General features: G+C 45.6%; 23 protein-coding genes, 2 tRNA genes and 1 pseudogene. 6 read left to right on the forward strand and 20 right to left on the reverse strand.

Features of this window, described 5'->3' with window-relative positions; genetic code table 11:
- Positions 1 to 10: 10 nt before the first annotated feature.
- From nhaC to gnd, 9 genes are all read right to left on the reverse strand, one after another.
- Positions 11 to 1,510, reverse strand: a complete 1,500-nt coding sequence (nhaC, locus tag LJ740_RS03190) for a Na+/H+ antiporter NhaC (protein ID WP_229527607.1) — start codon at positions 1,508 to 1,510, stop codon at positions 11 to 13.
- 29 nt (positions 1,511 to 1,539) lie between these two features.
- Positions 1,540 to 2,874: a sodium-dependent transporter gene (locus tag LJ740_RS03195; RefSeq protein WP_229527608.1), complete on the reverse strand. Its 1,335-nt coding sequence runs from the start codon at positions 2,872 to 2,874 to the stop codon at positions 1,540 to 1,542.
- A gap of 121 nt (positions 2,875 to 2,995) precedes the next feature.
- Entirely contained in the window at positions 2,996 to 5,032 is a 2,037-nt protein-coding gene (prc, locus tag LJ740_RS03200; protein WP_229527609.1) for a carboxy terminal-processing peptidase, read from the reverse strand.
- Positions 5,033 to 5,036: 4 nt separating this feature from the next.
- Positions 5,037 to 5,693, reverse strand: coding sequence for an RNA chaperone ProQ (proQ, locus tag LJ740_RS03205; protein WP_229527610.1), 657 nt, complete (start codon positions 5,691 to 5,693; stop codon positions 5,037 to 5,039).
- A gap of 30 nt (positions 5,694 to 5,723) precedes the next feature.
- Positions 5,724 to 6,005: a hypothetical protein gene (locus LJ740_RS03210; protein WP_229527611.1), complete on the reverse strand. Its 282-nt coding sequence runs from the start codon at positions 6,003 to 6,005 to the stop codon at positions 5,724 to 5,726.
- A complete protein-coding gene (locus LJ740_RS03215; RefSeq protein ID WP_229527612.1) occupies positions 6,002 to 6,466 on the reverse strand; it encodes a GAF domain-containing protein in 465 nt (154 codons plus the stop codon). Before LJ740_RS03215 ends, LJ740_RS03210 begins: the two co-directional genes overlap by 4 nt.
- 196 nt (positions 6,467 to 6,662) lie before the next feature.
- A complete protein-coding gene (locus tag LJ740_RS03220; RefSeq protein WP_229527613.1) occupies positions 6,663 to 7,331 on the reverse strand; it encodes an SIMPL domain-containing protein in 669 nt (222 codons plus the stop codon).
- A gap of 18 nt (positions 7,332 to 7,349) precedes the next feature.
- Complete coding sequence (locus tag LJ740_RS03225) at positions 7,350 to 7,604, reverse strand: DUF3862 domain-containing protein (protein ID WP_229527614.1); 255 nt, start codon at positions 7,602 to 7,604, stop codon at positions 7,350 to 7,352.
- Between the two features lie 186 nt (positions 7,605 to 7,790).
- On the reverse strand, positions 7,791 to 9,245 hold the full coding sequence (gnd, locus tag LJ740_RS03230) for a decarboxylating NADP(+)-dependent phosphogluconate dehydrogenase (protein WP_229527615.1): 1,455 nt from the start codon (positions 9,243 to 9,245) through the stop codon (positions 7,791 to 7,793).
- A gap of 348 nt (positions 9,246 to 9,593) precedes the next feature.
- Between gnd and LJ740_RS03235 the strand changes: the two genes are divergently transcribed.
- The gene (locus tag LJ740_RS03235) at positions 9,594 to 9,887 is read left to right on the forward strand and encodes a SelT/SelW/SelH family protein (RefSeq protein ID WP_229527616.1); all 294 of its coding nucleotides are present in this window, start codon (positions 9,594 to 9,596) and stop codon (positions 9,885 to 9,887) included.
- Between the two features lie 191 nt (positions 9,888 to 10,078).
- On the opposite strand, the gene LJ740_RS03240 is transcribed toward LJ740_RS03235, so the two are convergent.
- The 4 genes from LJ740_RS03240 to dnaQ all read right to left on the reverse strand — a co-directional run bounded on the left by LJ740_RS03240 (position 10,079) and on the right by dnaQ (position 12,672).
- Positions 10,079 to 10,155 (reverse strand) — tRNA-Asp (locus tag LJ740_RS03240).
- Positions 10,156 to 10,188: 33 nt separating this feature from the next.
- Positions 10,189 to 10,265 (reverse strand) — tRNA-Asp (locus LJ740_RS03245).
- A gap of 215 nt (positions 10,266 to 10,480) precedes the next feature.
- A complete protein-coding gene (locus tag LJ740_RS03250; RefSeq protein WP_229527617.1) occupies positions 10,481 to 11,983 on the reverse strand; it encodes a TIGR03503 family protein in 1,503 nt (500 codons plus the stop codon).
- The gene (gene dnaQ / locus LJ740_RS03255; RefSeq protein ID WP_229527618.1) at positions 11,965 to 12,672 is read right to left on the reverse strand and encodes a DNA polymerase III subunit epsilon; all 708 of its coding nucleotides are present in this window, start codon (positions 12,670 to 12,672) and stop codon (positions 11,965 to 11,967) included. The genes LJ740_RS03250 and dnaQ overlap by 19 nt, the downstream gene beginning before the upstream one ends.
- 153 nt (positions 12,673 to 12,825) lie before the next feature.
- Between dnaQ and rnhA the strand changes: the two genes are divergently transcribed.
- A complete protein-coding gene (rnhA, locus tag LJ740_RS03260) occupies positions 12,826 to 13,302 on the forward strand; it encodes a ribonuclease HI (protein ID WP_229527619.1) in 477 nt (158 codons plus the stop codon).
- Positions 13,303 to 13,314: 12 nt separating this feature from the next.
- On the opposite strand, the gene LJ740_RS03265 is transcribed toward rnhA, so the two are convergent.
- From LJ740_RS03265 to LJ740_RS03290, 6 genes are all read right to left on the reverse strand, one after another.
- Positions 13,315 to 14,289, reverse strand: coding sequence for an NAD(P)H-quinone oxidoreductase (locus LJ740_RS03265; RefSeq protein ID WP_229527620.1), 975 nt, complete (start codon positions 14,287 to 14,289; stop codon positions 13,315 to 13,317).
- A 12-nt stretch (positions 14,290 to 14,301) separates the two neighbouring features.
- On the reverse strand, positions 14,302 to 14,577 hold the full coding sequence (locus LJ740_RS03270; RefSeq protein WP_229527621.1) for an acylphosphatase: 276 nt from the start codon (positions 14,575 to 14,577) through the stop codon (positions 14,302 to 14,304).
- 94 nt (positions 14,578 to 14,671) lie between these two features.
- On the reverse strand, positions 14,672 to 14,971 hold the full coding sequence (locus LJ740_RS03275) for a PilZ domain-containing protein (protein ID WP_229527622.1): 300 nt from the start codon (positions 14,969 to 14,971) through the stop codon (positions 14,672 to 14,674).
- 161 nt (positions 14,972 to 15,132) lie between these two features.
- Positions 15,133 to 19,002, reverse strand: coding sequence for an ATP-dependent RNA helicase HrpA (gene hrpA, locus LJ740_RS03280; protein WP_229527623.1), 3,870 nt, complete (start codon positions 19,000 to 19,002; stop codon positions 15,133 to 15,135).
- A gap of 80 nt (positions 19,003 to 19,082) precedes the next feature.
- Entirely contained in the window at positions 19,083 to 19,502 is a 420-nt protein-coding gene (locus LJ740_RS03285) for a CBS domain-containing protein (protein WP_229527624.1), read from the reverse strand.
- 133 nt (positions 19,503 to 19,635) lie between these two features.
- On the reverse strand, positions 19,636 to 19,842 hold the full coding sequence (locus tag LJ740_RS03290; RefSeq protein WP_229527625.1) for a dodecin: 207 nt from the start codon (positions 19,840 to 19,842) through the stop codon (positions 19,636 to 19,638).
- Positions 19,843 to 20,011: 169 nt separating this feature from the next.
- Between LJ740_RS03290 and sbcB the strand changes: the two genes are divergently transcribed.
- Positions 20,012 to 21,454 carry an exodeoxyribonuclease I gene (gene sbcB / locus LJ740_RS03295; protein ID WP_229527626.1) on the forward strand — a complete coding sequence of 481 codons (1,443 nt, stop codon included), beginning with the start codon at positions 20,012 to 20,014 and terminating at the stop codon, positions 21,452 to 21,454.
- Positions 21,455 to 21,555: 101 nt separating this feature from the next.
- A complete protein-coding gene (locus tag LJ740_RS03300) occupies positions 21,556 to 23,211 on the forward strand; it encodes a DUF342 domain-containing protein (RefSeq protein WP_229527627.1) in 1,656 nt (551 codons plus the stop codon).
- Positions 23,212 to 23,247: 36 nt separating this feature from the next.
- Here the strand turns inward: LJ740_RS03300 and LJ740_RS03305 are convergent.
- Positions 23,248 to 24,115 (reverse strand): annotated as a pseudogene (locus LJ740_RS03305) (NAD(P)-dependent oxidoreductase).
- A 144-nt stretch (positions 24,116 to 24,259) separates the two neighbouring features.
- On the opposite strand from LJ740_RS03305, the gene LJ740_RS03310 reads away from it, so the two are divergent.
- Both LJ740_RS03310 and LJ740_RS03315 read left to right on the forward strand, forming a co-directional pair.
- Positions 24,260 to 24,748 carry a glutathione peroxidase gene (locus LJ740_RS03310; RefSeq protein ID WP_229527628.1) on the forward strand — a complete coding sequence of 163 codons (489 nt, stop codon included), beginning with the start codon at positions 24,260 to 24,262 and terminating at the stop codon, positions 24,746 to 24,748.
- Between the two features lie 34 nt (positions 24,749 to 24,782).
- The gene (locus LJ740_RS03315) at positions 24,783 to 25,787 is read left to right on the forward strand and encodes a 2-hydroxyacid dehydrogenase (RefSeq protein ID WP_229527629.1); all 1,005 of its coding nucleotides are present in this window, start codon (positions 24,783 to 24,785) and stop codon (positions 25,785 to 25,787) included.
- Positions 25,788 to 25,791: the final 4 nt, after the last annotated feature.

Raw genomic sequence — 25,791 nt, forward strand, 5'->3', positions numbered from 1 at the left:
ATTGCCTGTTTTAGTTATTGGGACCGCAAGTCCCATTTGGGGAATCACTCGTAGTAACTTGTATATGTTCAGGCGGCTCTAATCTCAATATCTTAATGCCGAGATAAGCATAAATAATTGCCAATACCGGATTAATCAGATTAAAGAAGGCAAAAACCGCATACTCAAAGGGATGTACCAACAATACGCTGTGCATGTAAGCACCACAAGTATTCCAGGGGATTAGCGGTGACGTTATGGTGCCTCCATCTTCAAGGCTACGAGACAAATTAAGCTGGTGTAAACCGCGCTTTTTAAACTCTTCTTTGTACATGCGTCCCGGCATGACTATGGAAATGTACTGATCAGCGGTAATCAGGTTAGTACCAAAACAGGTTAAAATAGTTCTCGTCACCATATCTCCTGCGGATTTTGCCCCTTTCAAAATAGCGCTAACAGCGCGTTTTAACAGGCCTACTTTTTCCAATACCGCACCAAAACACATGGCACACATGATTAACCAGATGGTATTGAGCATACTGGACATGCCACCACCGGAAAGTAAATCATTGAGATTAGCGTCGGTGGTAGTAAACGACACGCCATCAAACAACGCAATCCAAACCACTTTAATCGCCATCGGAATGGAGTAATCGCCATCCGCTAACCGGGCTATGGCTTCTGGCTGAAATAAAATCGCCCAAAGGCCACCGAGCAACGCCCCGAAACCCACAGAAGGAAATGCCGGTACCTTTTTAATGGCCATTGCCAACAACACAAACAAGGGAATAAGCATATGAAACTCAATATTGAATTCCTGCTGTAGCAAAGATTGCATTTGAGCAATATTTTCTGAGTCGACGTTATTGGAGGCATTAAAGCCCAGGAAGGTGAATAAGATTAATGCGATTACAATGCTCGGTACCGTAGTCCACAGCATGTATCGAATATGAGAAAACAAATCCGTACCAGCGACAGCCGGTGCCAGGTTGGTGGTTTCTGAGAGAGGCGAAACCTTGTCACCGAAATACGCACCAGACACAATGGCACCTGCAGTAATCGCTTCGGACATTCCCATCCCGTTGGCGATACCAATTAAAGCGACACCCACAGTTGCAGCAGTAGTCCAACTACTGCCAATGCTCATGGCAACAACAGCACATATAACCACAGAGGCGGTATAAAACACCGTAGGATTAAGTAGCTCAAGGCCGTAGTAAATTAGCGTGGGTACCGTCCCGGACAATAACCAGGTGCCAATCAGGGAGCCAACAGCTAACAAAATCAGTATGGCCCCTAACGAGATTGAAATCCCCTTGATCAACCCCTCTTCTATTTCTTTCCAGGTAAAGCCGTTCTTCAATCCAACAATGGCCGTTACTGCCATTCCTAACAGTAATGCAATCTGATTGGGTCCGCTGGAAGAGTCACTCCCGAATACCACCACTGACGTGCCCAACAGGGAAATAAGCACGACAATAGGGATAATGGAATCCAGTAGTGAAGGTTCTTTATATTGTGATTCTGACATCTTTTATTCTCTTCGATACAACGGGTAATTTAAAAGAAAGAGCGGACAAACATAACGACAATAATGACCGGACATACAAACTTAATGTACCAGGGCCATACCCGCCAGAAAAATGAGTGCTCGGCAGCTTCATTGCCATTTTTAAGTTCTTGCAGAATTTCGTTTCTTTTCCAAACCCAACCGGCGTAAATAGACAATACAAGCCCTAACAAGGGTTGACTATATTCTGTTGTCAGTGAAACCACCAGGCCAAATAGCCAATCAAAATTAAATACTAACGTGGCGCTGATCAATAAAATCGCTCCGGCGATAAGCCATACCGCTTTCGTACGGGCTACATTTTTACTTTCGACGACATAGGCAACCGGCACTTCCAGCATTGAAATAGACGAGGTTAATGCTGCGATAATCATAAGCGCAAAAAAAGCAAAGCCAACAAGGCTACCGATATCACCCATAGTATTGAACAGTTCAGGCAGAACCGCGAATATCAGATTAGACCCTTCGATTAGCACACCGCTTTCATTGAAAATGGTGACGCCATTATGCATCGCAACATACATAGCCGGGATAATAAGCAGACCGGCCAAAATGGCAACGCCAATGTCCACCAGAGCCACTGACACCCCTAACGATGGCAGATTCTCTTTTTTACTGACGTACGAACCATACACCAACATGGTCCCTACCCCCAGCGACATAGAGAAAAACGCCTGCCCCATCGCACTAATGAGCAGGTCGGGATTACCTATTTTGCTGAAATCCGGCAGCAAATAAGCCCGCATTCCTTCCGATGCACCGTCCTGCATCGCAACATACAAAATCAGAATGCCGACAATAACAAACAGGGTTGGCATCAAACGCACTGACCATTTTTCTATGCCATCGCTGACACCACCAACCACGATTGATGCAGTTAACGAAATGAATATAGCGCAGAATATCAGGTTACGTGACTGGGACTGACTGGTGAGCCAGTCTGACAATGAATCTTGCCCCAGGAAAGACATCAGCGCTTCAATACAATGGGAAATCATCCAACCCGCGACAATAGCGTAGAAGGACAAAATGAGAGAGACGGTTATAAAGCCCCATACCCCCGTTGCCCGCCCTATTTTGTGGCCGGTTACCTGCCCGAGCGCATCCACCATGTTTGCACGTGTGGCACGGCCGATGATTAGTTCAGCCATCAATACCGGATAGGCCAGTACAAACGCTAAAATGATATATACCAAAACAAATGCAGCACCACCATTGCTGGCGACTTGTGTAGGGAAGCCCCAAATGTTTCCCAGGCCCACAGCTGAGCCGGCAGCGGCAAGAATAAAACCTATTCTCGTTGAAAACTCGCCTCTGTTATTCATGTAAATTCCTTGTTGTTATGTTGTTATTTTTGTAATTAATCTGCAATCTTCACCGCGTACGGAATTTTTTGCAACCAATAAAAAAGGGCCTGAAAGCCCTTTTTAGTGAATTAAATCGAGATCAACGGTTAATGGCATACTTGCCAGTATTTACCACATCGAGAGTAATATTTACCGCTTCATCCAGATATGGGTCTAACTCTTCTAAATCCTCTGGTACATCATCTAATGTCGTGATCTTTTCTTTGCCCATTCTCACCAGTCTTTCATTTACCCGTTGTAATTGCTGCGCTTCCAGATCTTCTTTTTCCTTCTTGCGCTCTGATTCAACAATACTGATGTAGTCTTTATCTTTGCTCTCTTTATAACGCTCAATATCGTTAAAGATATACGCAAACTCAGGGTCAGTGGCTATGCGTTGTTGATATTTGCTATTCACCTGGGTGACAGCTGAGCTGGTTTCACCGAAAGTCGTGTAGTTCGCTCGTGATATGCTGTCCCATGGCAACGCATTATCTTCCTGGCTTTCTCCCCATTCTGCTGCCTCAATTGGCGATGGGAAAAGAATATCGGGCACTACACCCTTGTGCTGGGTACTGCCACCATTAATGCGGTAAAATTTCGCAATAGTAAATTGCACACTGCCTAGCGGATTGTCGTAAAAGTCATAGATACGTCCCAGTCCCCGATGCTGTTGCACCGTGCCTTTACCAAAGGTCTGTTCACCGACAATTAGAGCGCGTCCATAATCCTGCATTGCCGCTGCAAATATTTCGGATGCGGATGCGCTGTACCTGTCCACCATAACCGTTAACGGGCCATCGTAGTATGTCACACCATCAGTATCACTGTTTACACTGATCTTACCGGTACTGTAACGCACCTGGACTACTGGGCCTTCATCAATAAATAATCCGGACACCAGCGTTGCTTCGGTTAATGAACCGCCGCCATTGCCGCGCAAATCAACAATAACGGCTTCTACGTTATCTTTTTCCAGCGAGGCCAGCTCATTTCTCACATCCTGATGCAGGTTATTGTAAAAAGATGGAATGGTAATCACGCCGACTTTTTTGCCTTTGTGCACACCGACTTCAGGTACATACACTTTCGACTGAGCGGCGCGATCTTCCAGTTTAATCTTATCGCGTACAATGGCGACGACCTCAGGTGCAGCAACATCGCCGGTGGCTTTAACAACCTGTAGTCGAACTTCGGTACCTTTTGGCCCTTTGATCAGCTCTACCACCTCATCGAGACGCCAACCGATGACATCAATAAACTCTTCGCCTTCCTGAGCAACACCGACAATTTTATCTTCCGGTTTTATTTTTTTGGATAAATCCGCCGGTCCACCAGGCACAATACTGCGGATCACGGTAAAATCGTCTTCCAGTTGCAACACGGCACCGATGCCTTCAAAAGACAGGTTCATTTCCATCTGAAAACGTTCGGCGTTGCGAGGCGAAAGATAGCTGGTATGCGCTTCGATACTGCGCGCAAACGCGTTCATCACCGTCTGGAACACATCTTCGCTCTTGGTTTGGTGTAATCGTTTTATGGCGCGGTTGTAGCGTTTTTCCAGTAAATCTTTAATTTCTTCCTGGTTTTTACCCGCCAGTTTCAGATTCAACGCATCGTATTTGATGCGCTGACGCCAAATTTCGTCTAATTCAGCATTATTTGCAGGCCACTGGGCATCTTCTCTGTCGTAGTAATATTTATCCCCTTCCTTTTCAAAGTCGAAAGGTTTCTCCAACAGTGTCAAAGCAAACTGAAATCGTTCCAGTCGCTTTTCCAGGTTTTGTTCATACATTTTATAGGCGACAGACATATCGCCTTTTGACAGGGCTTCATCAAAATCATCTTTGAATTTGCGCAGTTGCTCGATGTCAGATGCCAAAAACACCGATTTATTTGCATCAAGGGAACGCAAATAGCGATCAAAGATCATTTCAGATGTGCTGTCGTTGAGTTGTATTTCTTTGTAGTGAGCTCGTGTGAACAAATCAGATATCCGCTTTGCAGCTACCTTGTGTTGTCCTTCCGGGTTCAACTCTGGCAGTGCTTCGGGGGCATTGTCAGAAGCGAAAACACTCCCGGATACCATTGATGCCAGCAATGCTGACAGAACTGTTACACGAACTACTTTTCTCATACAACTACCTTTTTTTGGCTATAAGTCGCAGGTTGTCTTGCTGTACTTTTATCTGCATTCCAGAATCAAGTATAACCTGAATGCCATCTTTGCCCACTTCAACTATCGTCGCAGGCATCGGAGACTTGCCGACTTTTACGGACACTTTGGTACCAGCGACTAAATCTGAATCCGTTAACTTTTCAGGTTTAGGTCTGTTAGCTGGCGCTTTGCGTTCTTTTAGCTTAGCGTTATCTGGTGCAGTCTTGCCATTAGCTTTTGACTTATTTTTGTAATTTTTCTTTTCACCGTCCTGTTGCCGCGCTTTCGCTTCAGATTTTTTCCGCTCAGCGACTTTTTGCTTACTCTCTTTGAGTTGCAACTGCGCATGATCTTCATGGTCTTTTTCAACTTTAGCGTCTGCACTGCCATCAAGGCTTACGCGATCTGCACCTTCTTTGATGGAATACAAATAACGCCAGCTGTTGGTGTAGTGCCGCAAAGAACTGCGTAAAAGGGTCTTACTTACCCGTGGCTCATCTTTCAGTGCCTCGGCAAGATCTTGAAAAATACCGATCTTAAGCGGCTTTGCATCACCTTCACTGGTAAAGCACGCTGGAAATGTTTCGGTCAGGAATTGGATGACTTGTTTTGAGTCAGAAAATTTTTCGGAAGTATCCATTAATGGAAATAGTCTTGTGTTAATAATTGTTCAGATGTGCGCATCATCCCAAGTTGCCAGCAATTGGTCAACCCAATCACTTAAATCCTGGGCATCAATTGACAATAAATCGGCGTCTTCTCGCCAATTTTCCCATACGTGCTGCACCATATTCTCTAATTGTTCTACCGGGATGTCTTCATCGGCTTTGTCGTACAACAGGTGCAATATCGTATTCAACTGCTCAGCAGCTTCTTCTGCCTGCTCTTCATCAAAGACATCCATGTCTTCAGCCGTAGCTAAAACTACGTGAATATCAAAGAATTCCTTCAAGCTAAAGCAGCCTCTACGATTTTAACTACTTTTTGCAATCCCACCAGATCCATCTTATCGAAGCGGGCTTTTTCAGGGCTGTCTAAATCCAGCACACCGATTAACGCCCCATTGACCATTACCGGGATAACAATTTCAGAATTTGAAGCGTGATCGCAGGCGATATGCCCCTCAAACTCATGAACATCCTCAACCACCTGTGGGAATTTAGTTTTGGCGGCGGCACCGCATACGCCACGACCAACCGGGATACGCACACAAGCCGGTTTACCCATGAATGGTCCTAAAACCAATTCATCACCTTTCAGAAGATAAAAACCCGCCCAGTTAACGGACGGTAGTTTATTCCAGACAAGAGAGGCAACGTTCGCGAGATTAGCGATCATATCAGATTCACCGGCCAAAATAGCTTCGGCTTCCTGCGCTAATTCATCGTATAACTGCTCTTTCGTTTTCGCCATAATTCTTTCCTGCAATTTCGAGAGAATGCTAATTTAATTTGTTTTGCATTAATTTAAAACAGATTTCAAATTACATTCGTATGCGTAAAACAGAAAAAGGGGCTGTATTACGCATTTGTTTTTTCGGGAAAAGCGATATTGGGGAAATTAAGCAAAGATCAAGGTTTGCTTAATTATATAGATATATCAACTGGCACTAATTAATAGCGAATTGCACTTCCACTATCGCGCTGATTCCAGTTTCGCCCGGCATAAAGCTATCCTTTGCAGCAACACGCATCATACCTGCGGATTCATGCACTGGCAGGTTAGCAGATATCTCTGATACGCCAACAACTTCTCCCAAAGACACCCCTAACTTACCAGCCATTTGTTTAGCTTTATCCTGGGCATCAGCGATGGCATTAAGCAACGCGGTTTCATAGTGTTGTTGTTCGTTATTGACCAGCATTTGAATGTTGTTAATTTCAACATTTGCGATGCGAAAAACATGGTCAAAAATCAAACTTAATGCTTCAGTTTCTTTGATATTTACTTTAATGATGCGCGTTAATTCAAAGCCTTTTTGTTCCCTGTTTTGGTTTTCATATTCAATCCACGGGGAAACAAATATCTGCATACTTTGGATGTGCTGTTTTTCAACGCCCTGCTTGATTAACAGACTTTGCACCTGTTCCGTTTTTTGCGAAACAGAAGCAAAAAGCTTACTCACTAAGGGGCCTTTTTCACGCATAATCACGTCAAATTGCAGGCCATCAGGCGCGGTCAATACGGTGCCATGACCTGAGACTCTCAGGATATTTTGAGCAAAGCCAGTTGAAGAAAATATCAGACAAAAGCAAGCCAGAAACAGTGCAATTCTCATCGTAAAACTCCTTTGAGATTATTTTAAGCCGTTGTTGCTAAAGGTTGTGGCATTATCGCCCAGGAAAATGATTTTGATGTGTTTGCCATCTTCACTGCCCCAGATACACGATGTCGTGCCTAACGTCTCAGAACAATTGCTCGGTGCCCCAATAATGGCCTGAACTTCATCCTGACTCATGCCTAATTTAAGTAAATCGTAGTTTTCTTTAGTCAACCTGGAACAGGCAACTAAGAGCAGCGCTGCAATAAAAATAATAATGAGCTTTTTCATATGGTTACTCCGGCAACAATTTACTGAGACTCTAAACGAGGGCCAGGTATTTGTCTAAGTATTTGCTGTAACCAATAGTAATGCAGGTGACCAGGTGTCACCCACATTTGAATCGCCCGGCGCCTGTTGCAACTGAGTTGTCATTTTGTCAGGCACCGTATGGCTATCATCTATCGCTCTGAAACCTTATACGTCATAGGTAGTTGACGCGGTATCACCACCGCGTCCGGTCCAGTTCGTGTGAAAATACTCACCACGTTTTTTGTCCAGACGCTCGTAGGTATGAGCACCAAAGTAATCACGTTGTGCTTGCAACAGGTTTGCCGGCAATCTTTCACTGCGGTAGCCATCGAAATAACTCAGTGCTGAGTTGATGGTGGGGGCAGCAATACCATTCATTAATGCAGCGGCCGCCACTCTTCTCCAACCCGCCTGAGCGGCTTGTAATTTTTCACTGAAATAACTGTCCAACATCAGGTTGGCAAGCCCGGGCTGCTTATCAAAAGCCTCTTTAATATTGCCCAGGAATGCTGAGCGGATTATACAACCGCCTCGCCACATCATGGCTATTCCACCATAATTGAGATGCCAGCCATGTTCTTTAGCGGCTTCTCGCATCAATACGTAGCCTTGTGCGTAGCTTACAATCTTGGCGGCAAAAACAGCCTGGCGTAGATCTTCTATGAAAGCCTGTCGGTCGCCATCAAATGTTGACTCAGGGCCAGAAATGATTTTTGCGGCAGCAACGCGCTCATCTTTTTGTGCGGAAAGGCATCTGGCGAATACCGCTTCACCAATCAGGGTTAATGGCACACCCAACTCCAGCGCAGCAACACACGTCCATTTGCCGGTTCCTTTTTGTCCTGCGGTATCTAATATATTTTCGACCAGCGGTGTGCCATCAGTATCTTTAAATGCCATGATGTCGCGGCTAATTTCCATCAGGTAGCTGTCCAGGTCGCCTTTATTCCATTCCGCGAACACCTGGTGAATTTCATCAGCGGTTAACCCTACGTATTGCTTCATGAGCTGGTACGCCTCACAAATCAACTGCATATCTCCGTACTCAATGCCATTGTGTACCATTTTCACAAAATGGCCGGCACCATCTTCACCCACCCAGTCACAACAAGGAAAATCCCCTTCGACCTTCGCGGCAATGCACTGAAATATTGGTTTAACCTCAGGCCAGGCCTCAACTGCACCACCTGGCATAATTGAAGGGCCAGTTAAAGCCCCTTCTTCACCACCAGAGACCCCCGTACCAATAAAGTGAATACCTTTTTCTCTTAGCCAGGCAACTCGACGGTTTGTATCAGGGAAGTAGGTATTACCGCCATCGATAATAATGTCACCTTCGTCCAGCAACGGGATCAACTGCTCAATCACAGCATCTACCGCGGCGCCGGCCTTTACCATCAACATCACTTTTCGCGGCACTGCTAATGAATCAACCAGTGCCTCTAAGCTATCCGCACCGCGAATAGTTAAACCTTTCGCCCGGCCATTGATAAAATGCGAGACTTTGTCAGTCGAACGATTGTAGGCGGTCACGGTGAAGCCTTTATTCGCCATATTTAGGATGAGGTTTTCTCCCATCACAGCCAGCCCAATAAGGCCAATATCTGATTTAGTTTTCATATCTGCTCGGTAATTCTCTGAAAAAGTAAAGTTCACGGTGATATTGATTGCTCATGTTCCCCGGAGGTGAATCCTGTAACTCATTACATACAAGGTATATTGCATCTTACCCAACAGTTACCGGCCAACATCAACATACCTGTGACATCATAATAAATGATAATAATTTCTATTTGGGTAAATTATCGAATAATTTAGAATGACAAGTTCTCAACTAGTCTTTATTTCAGATGAAAAAGACTACACCATTGAGTTTTCAGGAAGTCAAATATTCACAAGCTGGCTCAACCAGAAGCAAAGGGAAATTGGCCTGTTTAAAACCTGATGCAATAACGATTAGGAACACGTATGTCTTACAAAGTTGAAATTATGTACTGCACACAATGTCGCTGGTTAATGCGCTCAGCCTGGATGGCCCAAGAGTTACTTACCACCTTTACCGATGAAATTTCAGCACTGTCGCTTATCCCGTCCACGGGTGGAAAGTTTCAGGTTATCGCTGATGGTAAAATCGTCTGGTGTCGAAAAGAACAAGGAAGGTTTCCTGATATTACCGAACTTAAGCAGTTGGTCAGGGACATCATATCCCCGGATCGTCATTTAGGTCACAGTGACAAGCGACCACCTTCCAATGTAGATTAGCGTCACCAATTTAATTTTCTAAGAACTGCGCAGTTCAATTCCGACTTAACCTGTTTAGCTAACCTGAACAGTAATAGTATCTTACGGTATTGTCTTTGATATGTGTTGATATGGATGTTGAGGAAAAAGGTAGGGAAAAATCCCAGACACAAAAAAACCACCCTGAGGTGGCTTATGTGCTTTCAAATTAGTGGCGGAGTGGACGGGACTCGAACCCGCGACCCCCGGCGTGACAGGCCGGTATTCTAACCAACTGAACTACCACTCCGCATGTAATTTGAAGTCGAGACGAAAGTAAAATTGGCGGAGTGGACGGGACTCGAACCCGCGACCCCCGGCGTGACAGGCCGGTATTCTAACCAACTGAACTACCACTCCGCATTAAGATTTAATAAATCTTTTTACTTTCAACAACTTACTTGTTTTTCAAGCCCGTTGTCTCAACCGCGGCGCAGATGATACGGGTTCAGGTATGTCGAGTCAACAGCTTTTTTCCACTTTATTTGATATTTTCTTTTAACAGACTGTTATTTAAACGATTACAGTTTTATTTCTGTTCAGTGACAAAATAAGCACCAATTTGAGGCGGTTTATTAGTCAGGCATAGACAGTTCGATAATCCCGGAATCCGTTGCATCATCCGCGGATTTTAGTTTTTTACCATCACTTTTGCCTTTATTGCCGGGTAGCAAGGACTTTATCTTATCCAACAGCTCTGTCATAAACGAACCACCGCTGGTTTCGGGTACAGCCCTGTCGACCTCAACTGGTTTCTTTGTTTTTGGTGCTTTACCTCTGCCCAGGAAAAACCACAAAATAAAGCCACCAAATATCACAATAAACAAATTAGCCCCCACCACGATTGCCATGAGCTGTGAGCGCGGCATACCTTCCTCTTCCACAGGCGCGGCTTTTAACTTTTCTAACTCCTGCAGTGCCAGGGCTTCTGCCGATTGTGCATCTTCAGGCAATGCGTCTAAATCTTCCAGATTGGTTTCTAACAATGGTTCTTCAAATACGAAGGTGTATTCGGGCACGTCCAGAATAAAATCACGCCCATCGACCGTGTTGCCGTAAGCCGTTAACTTGACCCTGAATACACCGTATTCAAAATTTACAATTTCATGAGTTCTTATTTTGTCGGTAATATCAGTAATCGAGAAATTTTGTACATCGCCATTGAGGAACCGCACCTTACCATCCACCAGTAAACTGGACATATCGACGGTTTTTCTGTCTGCATCGACTTTCAGAAGGTGAAAACCGTCTCCTTCTTCATCCAGCTCAACATCGATAGAAATGGGATTATCCAGCAACAGGATATTTTCACCCACCTTTTGACGGGTAAACATGGGGGTCACTATTGTAAAAATGGGGGTCCATTCACCTGAAGCTATTCTGAGATTAAACTGTCCGGTAAAGGTGCCATCCAACGGCCTTTCGTCCATCCCTTTGCCATCGTCCTGAAAGGTTGCTATCAGTTCTGTTTGAGCACCAAAGTTGTTGTAGCTGGGGTTATTGGTACTCTTAAACTCCATGGTGAGTTGTACTACGTCACGAAACTCATTGTAATCAATTGCATGACCACCGTTAGTCAGGTAGGCGGTTTGCTTAATTATCTCACCCGAAAAGATGATAGGTGCCAGTGGATTGGTTTCCAGTTGAATATCACTGACCACCATGACCCGACTGTCAGGCAAAATTTGTCCCACTGCCTGCCATGGGCCTGGGGTGGGATTTTTAATTTTGATCATGTCGTAGGTTTGGGAGTCGTACCAAACGATATCCAGATCATCTGCCATATTCTGAAAAATCTTACTGCCGTCGGGCCGCACTAACACCACCGGTGTTGAGCCGAACTTACGAAAGAAGATCATAGTAATTTCATCAACCTTGTAATCGATACGAAAGCGATTCTGCAGCAATTTTATGCCGTTGTAATAGTCGTTACCGAGTTCCACCAACGGGCTTCTGTCAATGGTATTTTGCTGATCTGTTGCATTACCCGCCCTCTGCTGCCCATAACTGTGAGGCACAGAAAGTAAAACAATACAAAGTAAAGCAACAAATCGGGTTATCAAAGTCCTGTTCTCCAAAGGCATTTTCCGCCTTCTTTTTCTACGATATCGAGTCTCTCTTCATGATGTTTAAGTTCATCGGCCGATGCCCTGATAATCTTTAATGGTTTGCGTTCCCCTGATAACCGGCGAATACTGAGGTCGTCTTCTCCACTTTTGTCATTACCTGATAAGTTAAGACGTGTTTGCCCTCCGGTCATTTGCAGATAAACATCTGCCAGAATCTCGGAATCCAGCAAGGCGCCGTGGAGTTCACGGTGGGAGTTATCTATGCCATAACGACGACACAAAGCATCCAGATTGTTTTTTTGCCCGGGATGGAGCTTTCTGGCCAGCTCAAGGGTATCTAACACCGAGCAAATTTGATCGACTTTAATTTGTTTATGTGTCGCCAGGGAAGCCAGTTCGTGATTTAGGAACCCGATGTCAAACGGTGCATTGTGAATCACCAGTTGAGCACCGCGTACATATTCTAAAAACTCGTCTACAACTTGTGAGAATACCGGTTTATCGGTCAGAAACTCATTGGTAATTCCGTGGACGTCTATGGCTTCCTGTTCCACTACGCGCTCAGGATTAATATACACGTGATAATGATTGCCCGTGAGTCGGCGGTTCACCAGCTCTACACAGCCTATTTCAATTACCTTATGTCCCTGTCTGGGATCTATACCAGTGGTTTCTGTATCTAATACTATTTGACGCATCAAAACTCCATACATTGACGACGCTAGCTCAATACACTGATCTAACACCAGGATGAAAGGATAAATCAAGGGGCTTAGCTTTATTTTAGCGCAACGACTGACAGCATGAATACAATCAGGTTATGATCTGCTAAAAAAGACAGACAAAAAACAATGACTAAAAAAGATGTTGCCATATTTACCGATGGCTCCTGCCTGGGCAATCCAGGACCGGGCGGCTATGGGGCAATAATGATTTACAAAAAGAACCGAAAAGAACTGGCTAAAGGCTATGCGTTGACCACCAACAATCGCATGGAACTACTGGCTGCAATAGTGGCACTTGAAACCCTTAACACCGGCTGTAATGTCAACCTGACCACAGACAGTCAATATGTCCGACAAGGGATCACTTCCTGGCTCAAGGGCTGGAAAGCCAAAGGCTGGAAAACAGCAAGCAAAAAACCGGTTAAAAACAAAGATTTATGGCAGCGTTTAGATACGGCTTGTCAGCCACATACAATTCAATGGAATTGGGTGAAAGGCCATTCTGGCCATCCCGAGAATGAACGCTGTGACCAGTTGGCACGTCAGGCAGCCGAAAACGACAATCAACGTCAGGATGAGGGTTATCTGGCTGAACAAAGCTGACCCTCTGTACGGCTACCAACATACTACCAGTTTGCCAATATTATTATTGTTGGCCATGTATTCATGAGCCAGATTTATATCGGCAACGGAATAAACCCGATCCACCACAGGCCGGATTGCGCCACGGCGTAAGGCCCCCGAATATCGCTGTACAAAGTGTTGGATTAATTGGGTTTTATAGTGATCACTGCGATTGCGCAGTGTACTGGCGATAAGACTTGCTCGCTTTGCCAACATTTTTGCCATATCCAGTTGTTCAACGTAGCGTCCCCCCAGAATCGCTAACTGAATAATTTTTCCATCCACCGCGAGTATATTCAGGTTTTTGCCGGTATAGTCATTGGCCACCACGTCCACCACAATATCAGCGTTAAAGCCCTGCGTTTTTAGTACCTCATCAAAGTTATTTTGCCGATAGTTAATCAGAATATCTGCTCCGAGATCAGCGCATGCCTGCAACTTAACATCATTGGAGGCCGTCACCGCTACCTGAGCGCTCTCCTGCTTTGCCAACTGAATCGCGGCTGTGCCGACACCGCTCGCTCCGGCATGTATCAATACTTTTTGTTCAGGTTGAAGTTGTCCAATGGTAAATAGTGCCTGATAGGCGGTCAGAAAAACTTCGGGTATCGCAGCCGCATGGCTCATGGCCATATCATCATAAACTGGAATGGCGTGTTCCACGGGAAAACTAACATATTGCGCATACCCGCCGCCCGTCACCATAGCGCAAACCGTTTTGCCCTGCAGTGCTCGATCGACACCCTCGCCCACATCGCAAATCACCCCTGCGACTTCCATACCGAGAATCTGGCTCGCGCCAGCCGGTGCTGGATATTTTCCTTGCTTTTGCAATAAATCGGCTCGATTAATGCCAAATGCCTTTACATGGCATAGCACCTCACCTTTTTCAGGAATGGGCGCAGCACAGGAATTTAAATCACAAGTTTGCGTAACAGGATCAATATCCAAAAACTGCATTTGCATCGTTTGACATTCTTAACAGGTAGTAAAAGTTGTGTGGGCGTCGGAAAATGACGTATCAGAAACCGTCACAGAACTCACAGCTGAGGCAGGAGACCCCTTCCATAACCAGTCCATGAGCATTTCAATGTCTGTTGACTCCCCCTGGGCGAACACCTCAACAGAACCATCAGGTAAGTTTTTAGCATAACCGCTAAGATTGAGTGAAAGTGCTTTTTCACGTGTGGTGGCACGATAAAAAACGCCCTGAACCTTTCCTGATACTATGGCTTTTTTGGCGTAATCTGACATTCTAATTCCATGAAGATATGAGAGAACATGCACCCAACTACAGTAAAGTAGCGTCTAAGGGGCAGCTAAGAAACCGTTGTTATTATTACTGACGCTACATCATCTGAACAACTTCGGTACCTACCACAAAAGTACTGTCGTTTTCTTCAAACTGCCTGACCACCTTTACAATAGCGCACAACGAAGAGATTTGATCACTGGTAGATTCAATATTCACTTCCATTTCGTCGCCAACCTGCAAGGCTTCTGGTACTTCAAATGACATACCAGTCGCACTGATATCACGACACAGGGCCGAGATCTTTTGTTTGGCTCCATCGCCATTCACTAACAGCGTACACGGAGAGTTCATCATCATTCGGAAAAAAGCGCGTTTGTCGTCGTATCCCAGCATTGCGTTACCTCTTGGCTAAGTGAAACATCGACTTTATTATTATCCGGGAAGTCATTCCCGTTAGCGCAGAGTTTGTTTCTTTTTTGCCATTGAACAAAACAAACAAACTCAGCAACTGCGAATCATTCTATGTAAAAAAAATGTTGCCTGCACCTCTATCACTAGAACTTGTCTAAATAGTTTTCGATCCTCTTAGATGAAATCGGCATACTTGTACCCAGTTGCTGAGCGAAAAGTGAAATACGTAGCTCTTCAATCTGCCAACGCACATCTGCCAGACCTTCTGGTGCGTTCACTTCACGTGCAAATTTCTGTAACACCTGCTCATAGCGCTGCTGTACTTTTTCAATCTGTAACTGTTGACTGCGATCCCGAATGGGGTCCACCGGAATTTTTTCCAGACGTCTTGCCAGCCCCTCAATATAGCGGTTCCAGTCTTTCAGCTTTTCAACCCCAATATCAGCAACAAAGCCGGGGTACACTAATGACGCTAAATGGCCTTTAACATCGGCAAAAGCATTAATCATATTCAACGGTGTTTTGCCTTTCAGGGTTTTGCTTATACCGTGGGCCGTGGTAAGGCCTTTTTCTACCTGAATGGCGACGTCCAGTACCTGATCGTTTAACTCGCCCGCCAGGGACTGACACAATTGCTCAAAGCCATGCGCTGATCGCAAATCATAAGTTGAGTTTTGTATGGCTTCGTCCACAACGGCATCAATGCAATCACTGATCAGCGCCCTGATTTGACCAAACGGATTGAAGTACAGGCCCAATTTAGATTTGTTAGGTAGTTTGTCTTGCAGATATTTAATTGGTGATGGCAATTGTTTAATCAGCAGTTGTCTTACACCTTGTTGGTGTGAACGAGCAGCCTTGTGAGCGTCATCAAACAATTTCAGGTGAACCTTGTTACCTTCTTTGACAAGGGCGGGATAGGCCTTCACCGTATAAGCGGCATCTTTATTGGTCCACTGGGCAGGTAAATCATCAAAATCCCAGCTCTGTATGTCTTTCCGCTCGAGGTCAGGGGTCGCGACAGCTTTGAGGGTATTGCTCAGGTGCTTTTTAAACTGGGTTTTCAGAGATGTCAGATCTCTGGATTGCCCTAAAAACTTATCGTTTTCATCATATAATTTAAAATTAAACTGCAAATGTGCCGGCAATGATAAACCTTCCCAGACATCATCAGACAATACTACGCCACTCATCCTGGTCAGCTTTTTAGTAAAGGCTTTCTTAAAATCACCTTCTACCTCCAGACCGTTAATAGCCCCTTTGGCGTAATCTGGTGCGGGCACAAAGTTGCGACGTAGTTGTTTGGGTAGCCATTTAATCATTGTTATGGCCAGCTCTTCTCTTAACCCTGGCACCAGCCAGTCGCACCGTTCTTCAGTTACCTGATTCAAAAGAGGTAGGGGTATTTTTAAACTGACCCCGTCGTCATCTGCACCCGGGTTAAATGCATACTCCAGAGGTAACACCAGGTTCCCGGCACGCCATTGATCCGGAAAGTGACTTTCTCCGGCATCACTGGCGTCATTTTTGAACAAGTCCTCTTTAACCAGATGCCAACGCTGTTGTTCATTTTTATCCTGTCGTTGCCACCATTTTTTGAAGTCCGCTTCGGTGCAGATATTTTCAGGCAACTTTTGGTCGTAAAAATCCACCAGGACCTGTTCGTCCACTAACAAATCCCGACGTCGAATTTTTTCTTCCAGATTTTCGACTTCAGCGATTTTTTCCAGATTCAGTCTCAGAAACGGATAATTTAATTTAGTGTCACCGTTTACCAGCGCTTCCATAATAAACAACTGCCGACAGATGGCGGGGTCGATTTTGCTGTACAGCACAGTGCGCTGATTCACCACTGGCAGCCCCAACATGGTGGCGGACTCCTTTGCTTTAACCGCGCCCGCCTTTTTGCTCCAGAATGGTTCAGCATAGCGATATTTACACAGGTGTTTACCCGCGTCTTCTAACCACTTTGGCTCAACTTTGGCTATAGTTCTGGCAAACAATTTACTGGTTTCAACCAGTTCAGCTGCGATCAACCATTTAGGTGGCTTTTTATAAAGTGCTGATCCCGGAAAGACCACAAACTTATTGTTACGGGTTCCCAGAAATTCTTTATTTTGCTCCATAAATCCGGCATTGGTTAACAGGCCGGGGATCAATGAGCGATGAACACTTTCAAAATCTGCAGCACGGTTTTTAATCCCCCACCCCAATGATGAAAACGCCTGTTTAAGCTGACTAACAATATCCTGCCACTCCCGCAATCGCAGATAATTCAACATCTGATCTTTGCACCATTTGCGCAGCTGATTGCCAGAAATATTGCGCTGTTGCTCGCGAAACCCTTTCCACAGGTTTAAATAAGCGACAAACTCAGATTCTTTGTCAAGCCACTGAGTGTGCAGTTCATCGGCCTTTTGTTTAAATTCAGCAGGACGTTCCCGAGGGTCCTGAATGGACAATCCGGCCACGATAATCATGATTTCGTTTAGCGTATCCAGTTTGTCAGCTTCCACCAACATACGTGAATAACGCGGATCAACCGGTAACCGGGACATTGCCCGTCCAATTGCGGTCAGCGTCAACATTCCGCGTTTACCTTTGCTGACAGCCTGCAACTCTTCCAGCATTTTGATCCCGGCAGTAATATCTCGGGATTGCGGTGGCTGAACAAATGGAAACCGCTCAATATCACCCAGCCGCAATGCCGTTAACTGCAAAATGACTGAGGCCAGATTGGTACGCAGGATCTCCGGATCGGTAAACTCCGGTCGACGCAAATAATCATCTTCATCGTACAAGCGAATACAGATACCTTCTGCAACGCGCCCACATCGTCCGGCGCGCTGATTAGCACTGGCCTGGGACACAGGTTCTATGGGTAGTCGTTGCACTTTACTGCGCGAGCTGTAACGGGATATCCGTGCGGTCCCTGTGTCTATAACATAGCGAATGCCAGGCACGGTTAAACTGGTTTCAGCGACGTTGGTGGCCAGCACAATTCGTCGACCGTGATGAGGCTGAAATATTCGGTTTTGTTCTGACGCAGACAACCTGGCATACAGGGGTACAATTTCCGTGTGTTTTAATTTCGCATTGGCCAGAAACTCCGCGGTATCGCGTATTTCCCGTTCGCCGCTTAAAAAGACCAGGATATCGCCCCGCCCCGCCTTCGAAAGCTCTTTGACCCCATCCAAAATACCTTCCAGTTGGTCGCGTGTTTCGTTGCGCTCATTCATCAGCGGGCGATAGCGGACCTCGACCGGGTAAGTTCGCCCTTCCACCAGAATCATTGGGGCATTGTTAAAGTGTTTGGAAAATCGCTCAGGATCGATAGTGGCAGAAGTGATGATGACTTTCAGATCGGGTCTTTTGGGCAGCAATGATTTCAAATAGCCCAGGATAAAATCAATATTGAGGCTGCGCTCGTGTGCTTCATCAATAATCAGTACTTCGTATTTACTCAGAAACCGGTCTTCCTGAATTTCTGCCAGCAGGATACCGTCTGTCATCAACTTAATGTAGGAAGATTCTGATGTCTGGTCGGTAAAGCGAATTTTAAAACCTACCGTCTCCCCCAGTGGCGATTGCAATTCCTCGGCAATGCGACTGGCAACACTGCGGGCTGCCAGACGGCGTGGTTGGGTATGACCTATCAGACCTTTGCAACCCAGCCCTGCCTCAAGGCATATTTTGGGTAACTGCGTGGTTTTACCTGAGCCGGTCTCCCCTGCCACAATAACCACCTGATGCTGCTGCAAGGCAGTTAAAATTTCCTCTTTTTGTTGTGATACCGGTAATTCCGGATAATTCAGCTCCGGACGATTTTCCAGTCTGTGGTTTACCCATTGCTGGCTGTTAACGATGGCAGCCAGTAACTTATCCGGCACATCAATCTCTCCGTCAGCAGGCGCGGATAACTTTTCTATGTTTCGACGGAAATAATGTTTATCACTGATGCGACACGCATCAATCTGACTGGATAAATATTGGAAAGACTGTACTTTGGGCAAAATCTAGAAACCTGTCACTAAAAGAGCGACAGATCCTAGAAAATTGCGTCAGCTATTGCCAGTTTTTTATTGCACCGGGTTTAACCGGCGTGCTTGTAACCATCCCGCAACTGAATATCGATGGCATTGAGTATCTGGGCACGACTAATACTCCCCAATAATACCCCATCGTCGTCAACTACCGGATATACCTTGGGTTTCTCAGAAATCATCTTCTGGGCAACCTCTAAAACTGAGGCATAGGGTTTAAGCGATAACACGTCTTTCATCATGATATCTTTTACACGTGCCACCTGCTCGCGATAGTAACTGGACTCTATCATTTGTCGTAAACAGTCTTGTTCAGATAAAAATCCCACCAGTTGTTTTTTCTCGTTAACAACCGGGCCCCCGGTTTGATGGCTATGCAATAACTTCTCGACGGCTTCGGCAACCGGCATTTCGGTCGTAAACGTAACAGGACGCCGACTCATATAATCGCAAACCTGTAATGACTCCATTCTGCCTCCTTTTATAAGTATGGATTCTAAGCGCTGTAAAGCATTGGAGCGGGGATTAACTCCCTTACCAGTAAAGATAGTCCCAAGTTTCGGGGAATAACAACTATTTTTTCAATATTCATACAGGTTTTGATTAGTCCAGTGTAAATCCCACTTTAAGGGACACTTGCCAATGGGCCACTTTTCCTTGCTCAAGGTGACCGCGGGTTTCCGTCACTTCAAACCAGCGCATATTGTGCACCGTCTCACTGGCCTTAGCGATGGCGTTTTCTATCGCCTGTTGCATACCTTCAGGCGATGAGCCGGTAAGCTCAATTAATTTATAGGTATGATGACTCATGACACTCTCCAATTTAACTGTTCGCTAAAGTTATAGTTCAATGTGGCTGAAATCTAAACCTCAGCCCCATTAAAACCGCCATAACAGAGCAGTAAACCGGGCAGTATCAGTTGCTTCGAAAGCGCTTTTTTGTTTGAATTTATGTTTGAATTCTTACAGACAGCTAAATGTGAGCAACGCGTTAAATTCCCAACCTTCCATTTTGTGGCACGATTACGAAAGCTGGGGGGCTCAACCTCATAAAGATCATCCCAGTCAGTTTGCTGCGATTCGTACCGATCTTGAGCTCAACCCCATTGAAGATCCAATTAACTGGATGTGCCAGATACCCAACGATTATCTTCCTCATCCGCAAGCCTGTTTAATCACCGGTATTACCCCGCAACAATCGTTGCGTGACGGCATGATTGAAGCGCAATTCATGGCGAAAATTCACCAACAGATGAGTCGTCCTCTTACCTGTGTTACCGGCTACAACAACATTCGCTTTGATGACGAACTGACCCGTTTTTCTCTGTATCGCAATTTTTTCAATCCTTATGCGCGTGAATGGCAAAATGGCAACAGCCGTTGGGATATCATCGATATGGTTAGAGCCTGTTATGCACTGCGACCGGAAGGTATTAACTGGGTATTCAATGATGACGGCAAACCCACCTTTAAGCTGGAGCTTCTGTCGAAAGCCAATGGTATAGCACACGAATCCGCCCATGACGCCTTGTCTGACGTTTACGCCACAATTGGCCTGGCCAGACTGATCAAAGAGAAGCAACCCAAACTCTACGAGTTTTTGTTTTCCATCAGAGCGAAAAACAAAGTCGCCGGATACTTTAATACCGCCTTAAAAACACCGCTGGTACACATTTCGTCTAAGTTGCCCTCTGAACACGGCTGTTGCACCTGGATTGCCCCGCTTTGTCCTCATCCTACCAATAAAAATGCCATTATCTGCATCAACCTTGCCCTGCCGGTTGAGCCGTTGGCAGAACTCAGCATTGAGGAATTAAAGGCCAAAATGTACCTGCGCAGCGATGAGTTATCGCCGGGCGAGGCGCGCTTGCCGATAAAGCTCATTCATCTGAACAAATGTCCTGTGGTGGCCCCGGCCAAAACGCTGACGGAAGAGAACGCCCAGCGTCTGGGAATCGATCGGGAACAATGCCTCTCGAACCTGAAGTTCATACAGCAACAAGTGGGTCTGGAGCAAAAGATCTCCGCACTCTACGAGGGTTCAGAAAACCCGCAGCAGGACCCGGATCACGCCTTATACAGTGGCGGGTTTTTAAGCGACGCAGATCAACAACTTTGCCAGCAACTTCTGGATACGGCACCGGCGTCGCTGGATAAATTTGCCGGGAAATTTAGCGACCCCAGACTCAATACTCTGTTGTTCAGATATCGCGGCAGAAACTATCCTAATTTGTTTAACGCTGAGGAACTGGATAAATGGCAACGGCACCGCCAATACCGACTGACCGACCCCGGTTCGCCAGCCAGCCTGACACTTAACGATTACCTGCTTGAAGTGGAACAATTGGTCGCTGAAAATAGCCAGCAACCACAAAAATTAAGATTGCTAAAAGACTTGTATCAGTACGCTCAACAGCTGTAATCTTGAGTTTTACCAAACATTGCCGATATGTTGGTAACATTTGATGCCTGATATCCTGTCAGCTGTCACTCTAAAATTATAAAAGCACTGCGGTACAACAAATGAATGGAATTTATTTAGAAATCGACCCAACCGACGAGTATCTTGACCTGATGCTGATGCCATCAGAAATAGAAGGCCGTCTGGAAGAGAAGTCGATAATGTCATTCGTCAAAAGTAGCGAATACAACACCTTCTATATCTTTGAAGAAGCTATTGCTGCCGCTGTTGCTACATTTAAAAACGCACAACGCGTAGATACCTCAGACCCCATCACAGAACGCATTGGTGAAAGACGCGACGCGCAAGTCAACTTTCGGCTATCTGAAGACGAAATGCGGGTAAATCTGGTAATCACGTCGGCCTGGGCAGGCAAACAAGCCTCGGTTAAAGCCCTGCAAACTCAGGCCAAAAAACTGGGCATTGTGCGCGGACTGAGCAAGAAAAAGCTGGTAGAGATGGCAGATGAAGCCAGAAAATCCCCTCCAGGCACGGTACTGGATGATGTTGTTGCAATGGGATTACCGGCCAGAAATGGTAAAAACTCCCGGGTAAAAGCATTGGTCGAAAATGCACTGGAGCGCATTCTCAAGCCCAAAGAAAAAGACGGACGCGTTGATATGCGCGATCTGGGCGATATTATTTGCGTAAAAGCCGGGACGCCTGTGGCCAGACGGGCACAACCCACTGAAGGGCGAAAGGGTTATACAGTTACCGGCACACCGTTAGAACCTGTAGCGGGCACCTGGGTCAGTTTCAAACCAGGTTCGGGAACTGAAATCAGCCCGGATGATGAAAACCTATTGATCGCCGAAATAAACGGCATGCCGAAATTCAAACAGGATCGCATGTGGGTAGATGACACCTTTATCTGCAAAGGGGTTAATGTCGGAACCGGTAATGTCAATTATGATGGCGCAGTTTTGGTTAACGGCGATGTCACAGAAAAAATGCAAATCATCGCCACCGGCGATATCACCATTAATGGCTTTGTTGAATCAGCATTTATTCAGGCCGGCGGCGATATAATTATCACCGAAGGGGCAACCGGTAAGCATCAGGAAGCGTCCGACGATTACAGTACCATACTGGAAGCCGGAGGCAGTGTGCATGTGGCCCATGGACAAGGCCTTGATATTCGTTGCAATGGCAACGTTACTGTGGGGCGACAACTGGCTTACAGTAAAATCAATTGTCGTGGCACTGTCACTGCCGGCCCCATCAATAATCCAAATGGCAACCTGTTCGCCTGTAAAATTGAATGTTATGGCAAAATTTCAGCAGGCACGTTAGGCGCCGTATCCGGCAGTGCCCTGTCCATTGATTTCAGTGGTGGCTTTAACCAGTTGATGGAGAAAAAAGATCAACTGGATGAATTGTGGCTGCAACTGCAACAAAACAACAAGAGCCACGAAGACAAAATTAATTTTATCAAAAGCAAAAAAATTCCAAGGCAACTGGCCGACAGAGTGAACGAAGCAATTCACCTGTTCAATAATGAGAAAAAAACCTTAGAGTGGCTGCAAGAAAAAATCATCGAAATTAAAAAAGCCAAAGAAGAATATGTCGAAGTTATTGGCCTGGAAGCAAAAAATAAGATTTACCCGGGCGTGGTGGTACGACTCAACAACCGTTCGTGGAAAGCAGATCGGGAATATCCGCGGGCCCGGATTAAATACGAAGGTCACCAGTGGATGTACGATCCTAATACCAGATAAATCGAAAAAGCGGTGCATCAGCACCGCTTTTTTAGCTTATTTAGTCAACCGCTTTAGCAACGCCGAAGTGTCCCAACGGCCACCACCCATGTTTTGGACGTCGGCATAAAACTGATCCACCAGTGCTGTCAGCGGTAAACTACTGCCATTGCGCCCTGCTTCCTGTAGTGCTATCCCCAGATCTTTACGCATCCAGTCGATAGCAAACCCGAAATCAAATTGATCCTGCAACATGGTTTTATGTCTGTTTTGCATTTGCCAGGATTGCGCAGCCCCCCCGGGAAATAACATCAACCACGGCTTCGCAATCCATACCGGCATTTTGACCAAATGCCAATGCTTCAGCCAGGCCCTGAACCACGCCGGCAATACAAATTTGGTTCATCATTTTAGCCTTTTGTCCGGCACCCACATCCCCTAGTAGTCGATGATATTGCGAATAGGCATCCAACACCTCCGTTACCTGCTCATACACAGACGCTTTTCCACCCAACATAACCGTCAGTTTTCCATTTTCTGCACCGGCCTGGCCGCCGGAAACCGGACCATCTAAAAAAGCCACCTGCTTGTTCGCTAATTCTTGTGCCATTTCGCTAGCCACTTCGGCAGAGGTGGTGGTGTGATCAATGACAATAGTGTTTTCCCGAATGCCTTTTACAACACCATTGTCACCCATTATCACCTGACGTAAGTCATTGTCGTTGCCAACACAGACACAAATGATATCTGCCATTTTTGCGGCCTCTTCAGGTGTCGTAACAGCAGTACCATTGTATTCCTGACACCAGCGTTCAGCTTTTCCTGGTGTGCGGTTATAGACAGTGACATTAAAACCCGCTTTGGCTAAGTGTCCCGCCATGGGATAGCCCATAACGCCCAGACCTAAAAAGGCAACATTTCTCATTTTCAACTACCCGGATATTGTAATTTTTCATCGAGGACGCATTCTGCGTTAAATAACACCTGTAGTTCAAGCGGAAAAATTTACGCTGCACAGCGCCAATAAAAACGCTATGCTTGATTCTATGACAACATCGAGGAGCCTCTCGTGGCAGATAACATTTACCAATTCACAGTTAAAAATAATAAAGGTGAAGACATCAACCTGGCACAATATCAAGGAAAGGTTGTATTGATTGTAAACACCGCCAGCAAATGTGGTTTCACCCCGCAATATGATGGCTTACAGGCCCTGTATGATGAATACAGCCGGGAAGATTTTGAAGTTTTGGCATTTCCTTGTGATCAGTTTGGTCATCAGGAACCAGGTGATAATGAACAGATAGAGCAGTTCTGCAGTATCAACTTTGGCGTGAAGTTTCCCCTGTTTCAAAAACTGGAAGTCAATGGCAAAAATGCCGCTCCGGTGTTTGACTACCTCAAGTCTGAAGCCCCGGGATTAATGGGCAGTAAAAGCATAAAGTGGAACTTCACCAAATTTCTGATTGGCAAAGATGGCCTGCCGATTAAACGCTACGCGCCCAACACAAAACCCGAAAGTATCAAATCAGACATAGAAGCCGCCATTAAAGCCTGATGATAAAGGCAACAAAATACATGGAATGAAAACGATGAAAGTAGCCGTGTTTAGCGCAAAATCGTACGATCAATGGTTTTTGCAGAAACACGCCATAGACACGGCTATTGAGTTCACATTTTTTGAAACGGCATTAAGCCCTGAGACTGTTGCCCTTGCTGACGGTTTTGATGCTGTTAACTGTTTTGTAAATGACAACTTGTCTAAAGCGGTACTGAAAACCTTAAAAAGCTTCGGGATTTTGCACATTAGTTTACGTTGTGCGGGCTTTAACAACGTAGCTCTTCAGCAGGCCGCAAAGCTTGGTCAAACCATTACCCGGGTACCGGCCTATGCACCGGAGTCGGTTGCGGAACATACCCTGGCATTATTACTCACACTGAACCGGAAAACTCACAAAGCCTACAATCGGGTAAAAGAAAATAACTTTTCACTGCAGGGATTGTTGGGCTTTAACCTTTCCGGAAAAACTGTGGGCATCATCGGCACAGGTAAAATTGGGCAGGCTGTAGTGCGTATTTTTGCAGGTTTCGGTTGTAAACTACTGTGCCACGACCCGATACAATCAGAAATCGTGTTACAAAGCGGGGCACGTTACGAGCCACTGCAAAGCTTGTTATCCGCTTGTGATATTATCAGTCTGCACTGCCCGTTAACGCCTGAGACACAGCACCTGATTAACGACAGTGCCATCGAAAAAATGAAACCTGGCGCAATCCTCATCAACACTTCGCGCGGTGGACTGGTGGATACCAAAGCGGTGATCGGTGCCCTGAAATCGAAAAAATTAGGAGGCCTGGCGTTAGATGTCTATGAAATGGAATCAGAGTTATTTTTTAACGACTTATCTGGCGAAATTATTCAGGACGACGTGTTTCAACGGTTGTTAACCTTTCCCAATGTAGTGATAACAGGTCATCAGGGCTTTTTCACCGAAGAAGCCCTGACAGAAATTGCCACAACAACAATCAACAACTTGTTGGATTTTAACAGCGGCACTATCAAGCCTGAAAATCAGATAGCGATAGCGCCAGATTAACCCT

Origin of the sequence: Planctobacterium marinum (genome assembly GCF_020687805.1) — a bacterium.
GTDB lineage: Bacteria > Pseudomonadota > Gammaproteobacteria > Enterobacterales > Alteromonadaceae > Planctobacterium > Planctobacterium marinum.

Excerpts from the sequence above, each read along its gene's own strand:
- nhaC (WP_229527607.1), bottom strand. The coding sequence starts at position 1,510 with ATGTCAGAATCACAATATAAAGAACCTTCACTACTGGATTCCATTATC.
- LJ740_RS03195 (WP_229527608.1), bottom strand. The coding sequence starts at position 2,874 with ATGAATAACAGAGGCGAGTTTTCAACGAGAATAGGTTTTATTCTTGCC.
- prc (WP_229527609.1), bottom strand. The coding sequence starts at position 5,032 with ATGAGAAAAGTAGTTCGTGTAACAGTTCTGTCAGCATTGCTGGCATCA.
- proQ (WP_229527610.1), bottom strand. The coding sequence starts at position 5,693 with ATGGATACTTCCGAAAAATTTTCTGACTCAAAACAAGTCATCCAATTC.
- LJ740_RS03215 (WP_229527612.1), bottom strand. The coding sequence starts at position 6,466 with ATGGCGAAAACGAAAGAGCAGTTATACGATGAATTAGCGCAGGAAGCC.
- LJ740_RS03220 (WP_229527613.1), bottom strand. The coding sequence starts at position 7,331 with ATGAGAATTGCACTGTTTCTGGCTTGCTTTTGTCTGATATTTTCTTCA.
- LJ740_RS03225 (WP_229527614.1), bottom strand. The coding sequence starts at position 7,604 with ATGAAAAAGCTCATTATTATTTTTATTGCAGCGCTGCTCTTAGTTGCC.
- gnd (WP_229527615.1), bottom strand. The coding sequence starts at position 9,245 with ATGAAAACTAAATCAGATATTGGCCTTATTGGGCTGGCTGTGATGGGA.
- LJ740_RS03235 (WP_229527616.1), top strand. The coding sequence starts at position 9,594 with ATGTCTTACAAAGTTGAAATTATGTACTGCACACAATGTCGCTGGTTA.
- dnaQ (WP_229527618.1), bottom strand. The coding sequence starts at position 12,672 with ATGCGTCAAATAGTATTAGATACAGAAACCACTGGTATAGATCCCAGA.
- rnhA (WP_229527619.1), top strand. The coding sequence starts at position 12,826 with ATGACTAAAAAAGATGTTGCCATATTTACCGATGGCTCCTGCCTGGGC.
- LJ740_RS03265 (WP_229527620.1), bottom strand. The coding sequence starts at position 14,289 with ATGCAAATGCAGTTTTTGGATATTGATCCTGTTACGCAAACTTGTGAT.
- LJ740_RS03270 (WP_229527621.1), bottom strand. The coding sequence starts at position 14,577 with ATGTCAGATTACGCCAAAAAAGCCATAGTATCAGGAAAGGTTCAGGGC.
- LJ740_RS03275 (WP_229527622.1), bottom strand. The coding sequence starts at position 14,971 with ATGCTGGGATACGACGACAAACGCGCTTTTTTCCGAATGATGATGAAC.
- LJ740_RS03285 (WP_229527624.1), bottom strand. The coding sequence starts at position 19,502 with ATGGAGTCATTACAGGTTTGCGATTATATGAGTCGGCGTCCTGTTACG.
- LJ740_RS03290 (WP_229527625.1), bottom strand. The coding sequence starts at position 19,842 with ATGAGTCATCATACCTATAAATTAATTGAGCTTACCGGCTCATCGCCT.
- LJ740_RS03300 (WP_229527627.1), top strand. The coding sequence starts at position 21,556 with ATGAATGGAATTTATTTAGAAATCGACCCAACCGACGAGTATCTTGAC.
- LJ740_RS03315 (WP_229527629.1), top strand. The coding sequence starts at position 24,783 with ATGAAAGTAGCCGTGTTTAGCGCAAAATCGTACGATCAATGGTTTTTG.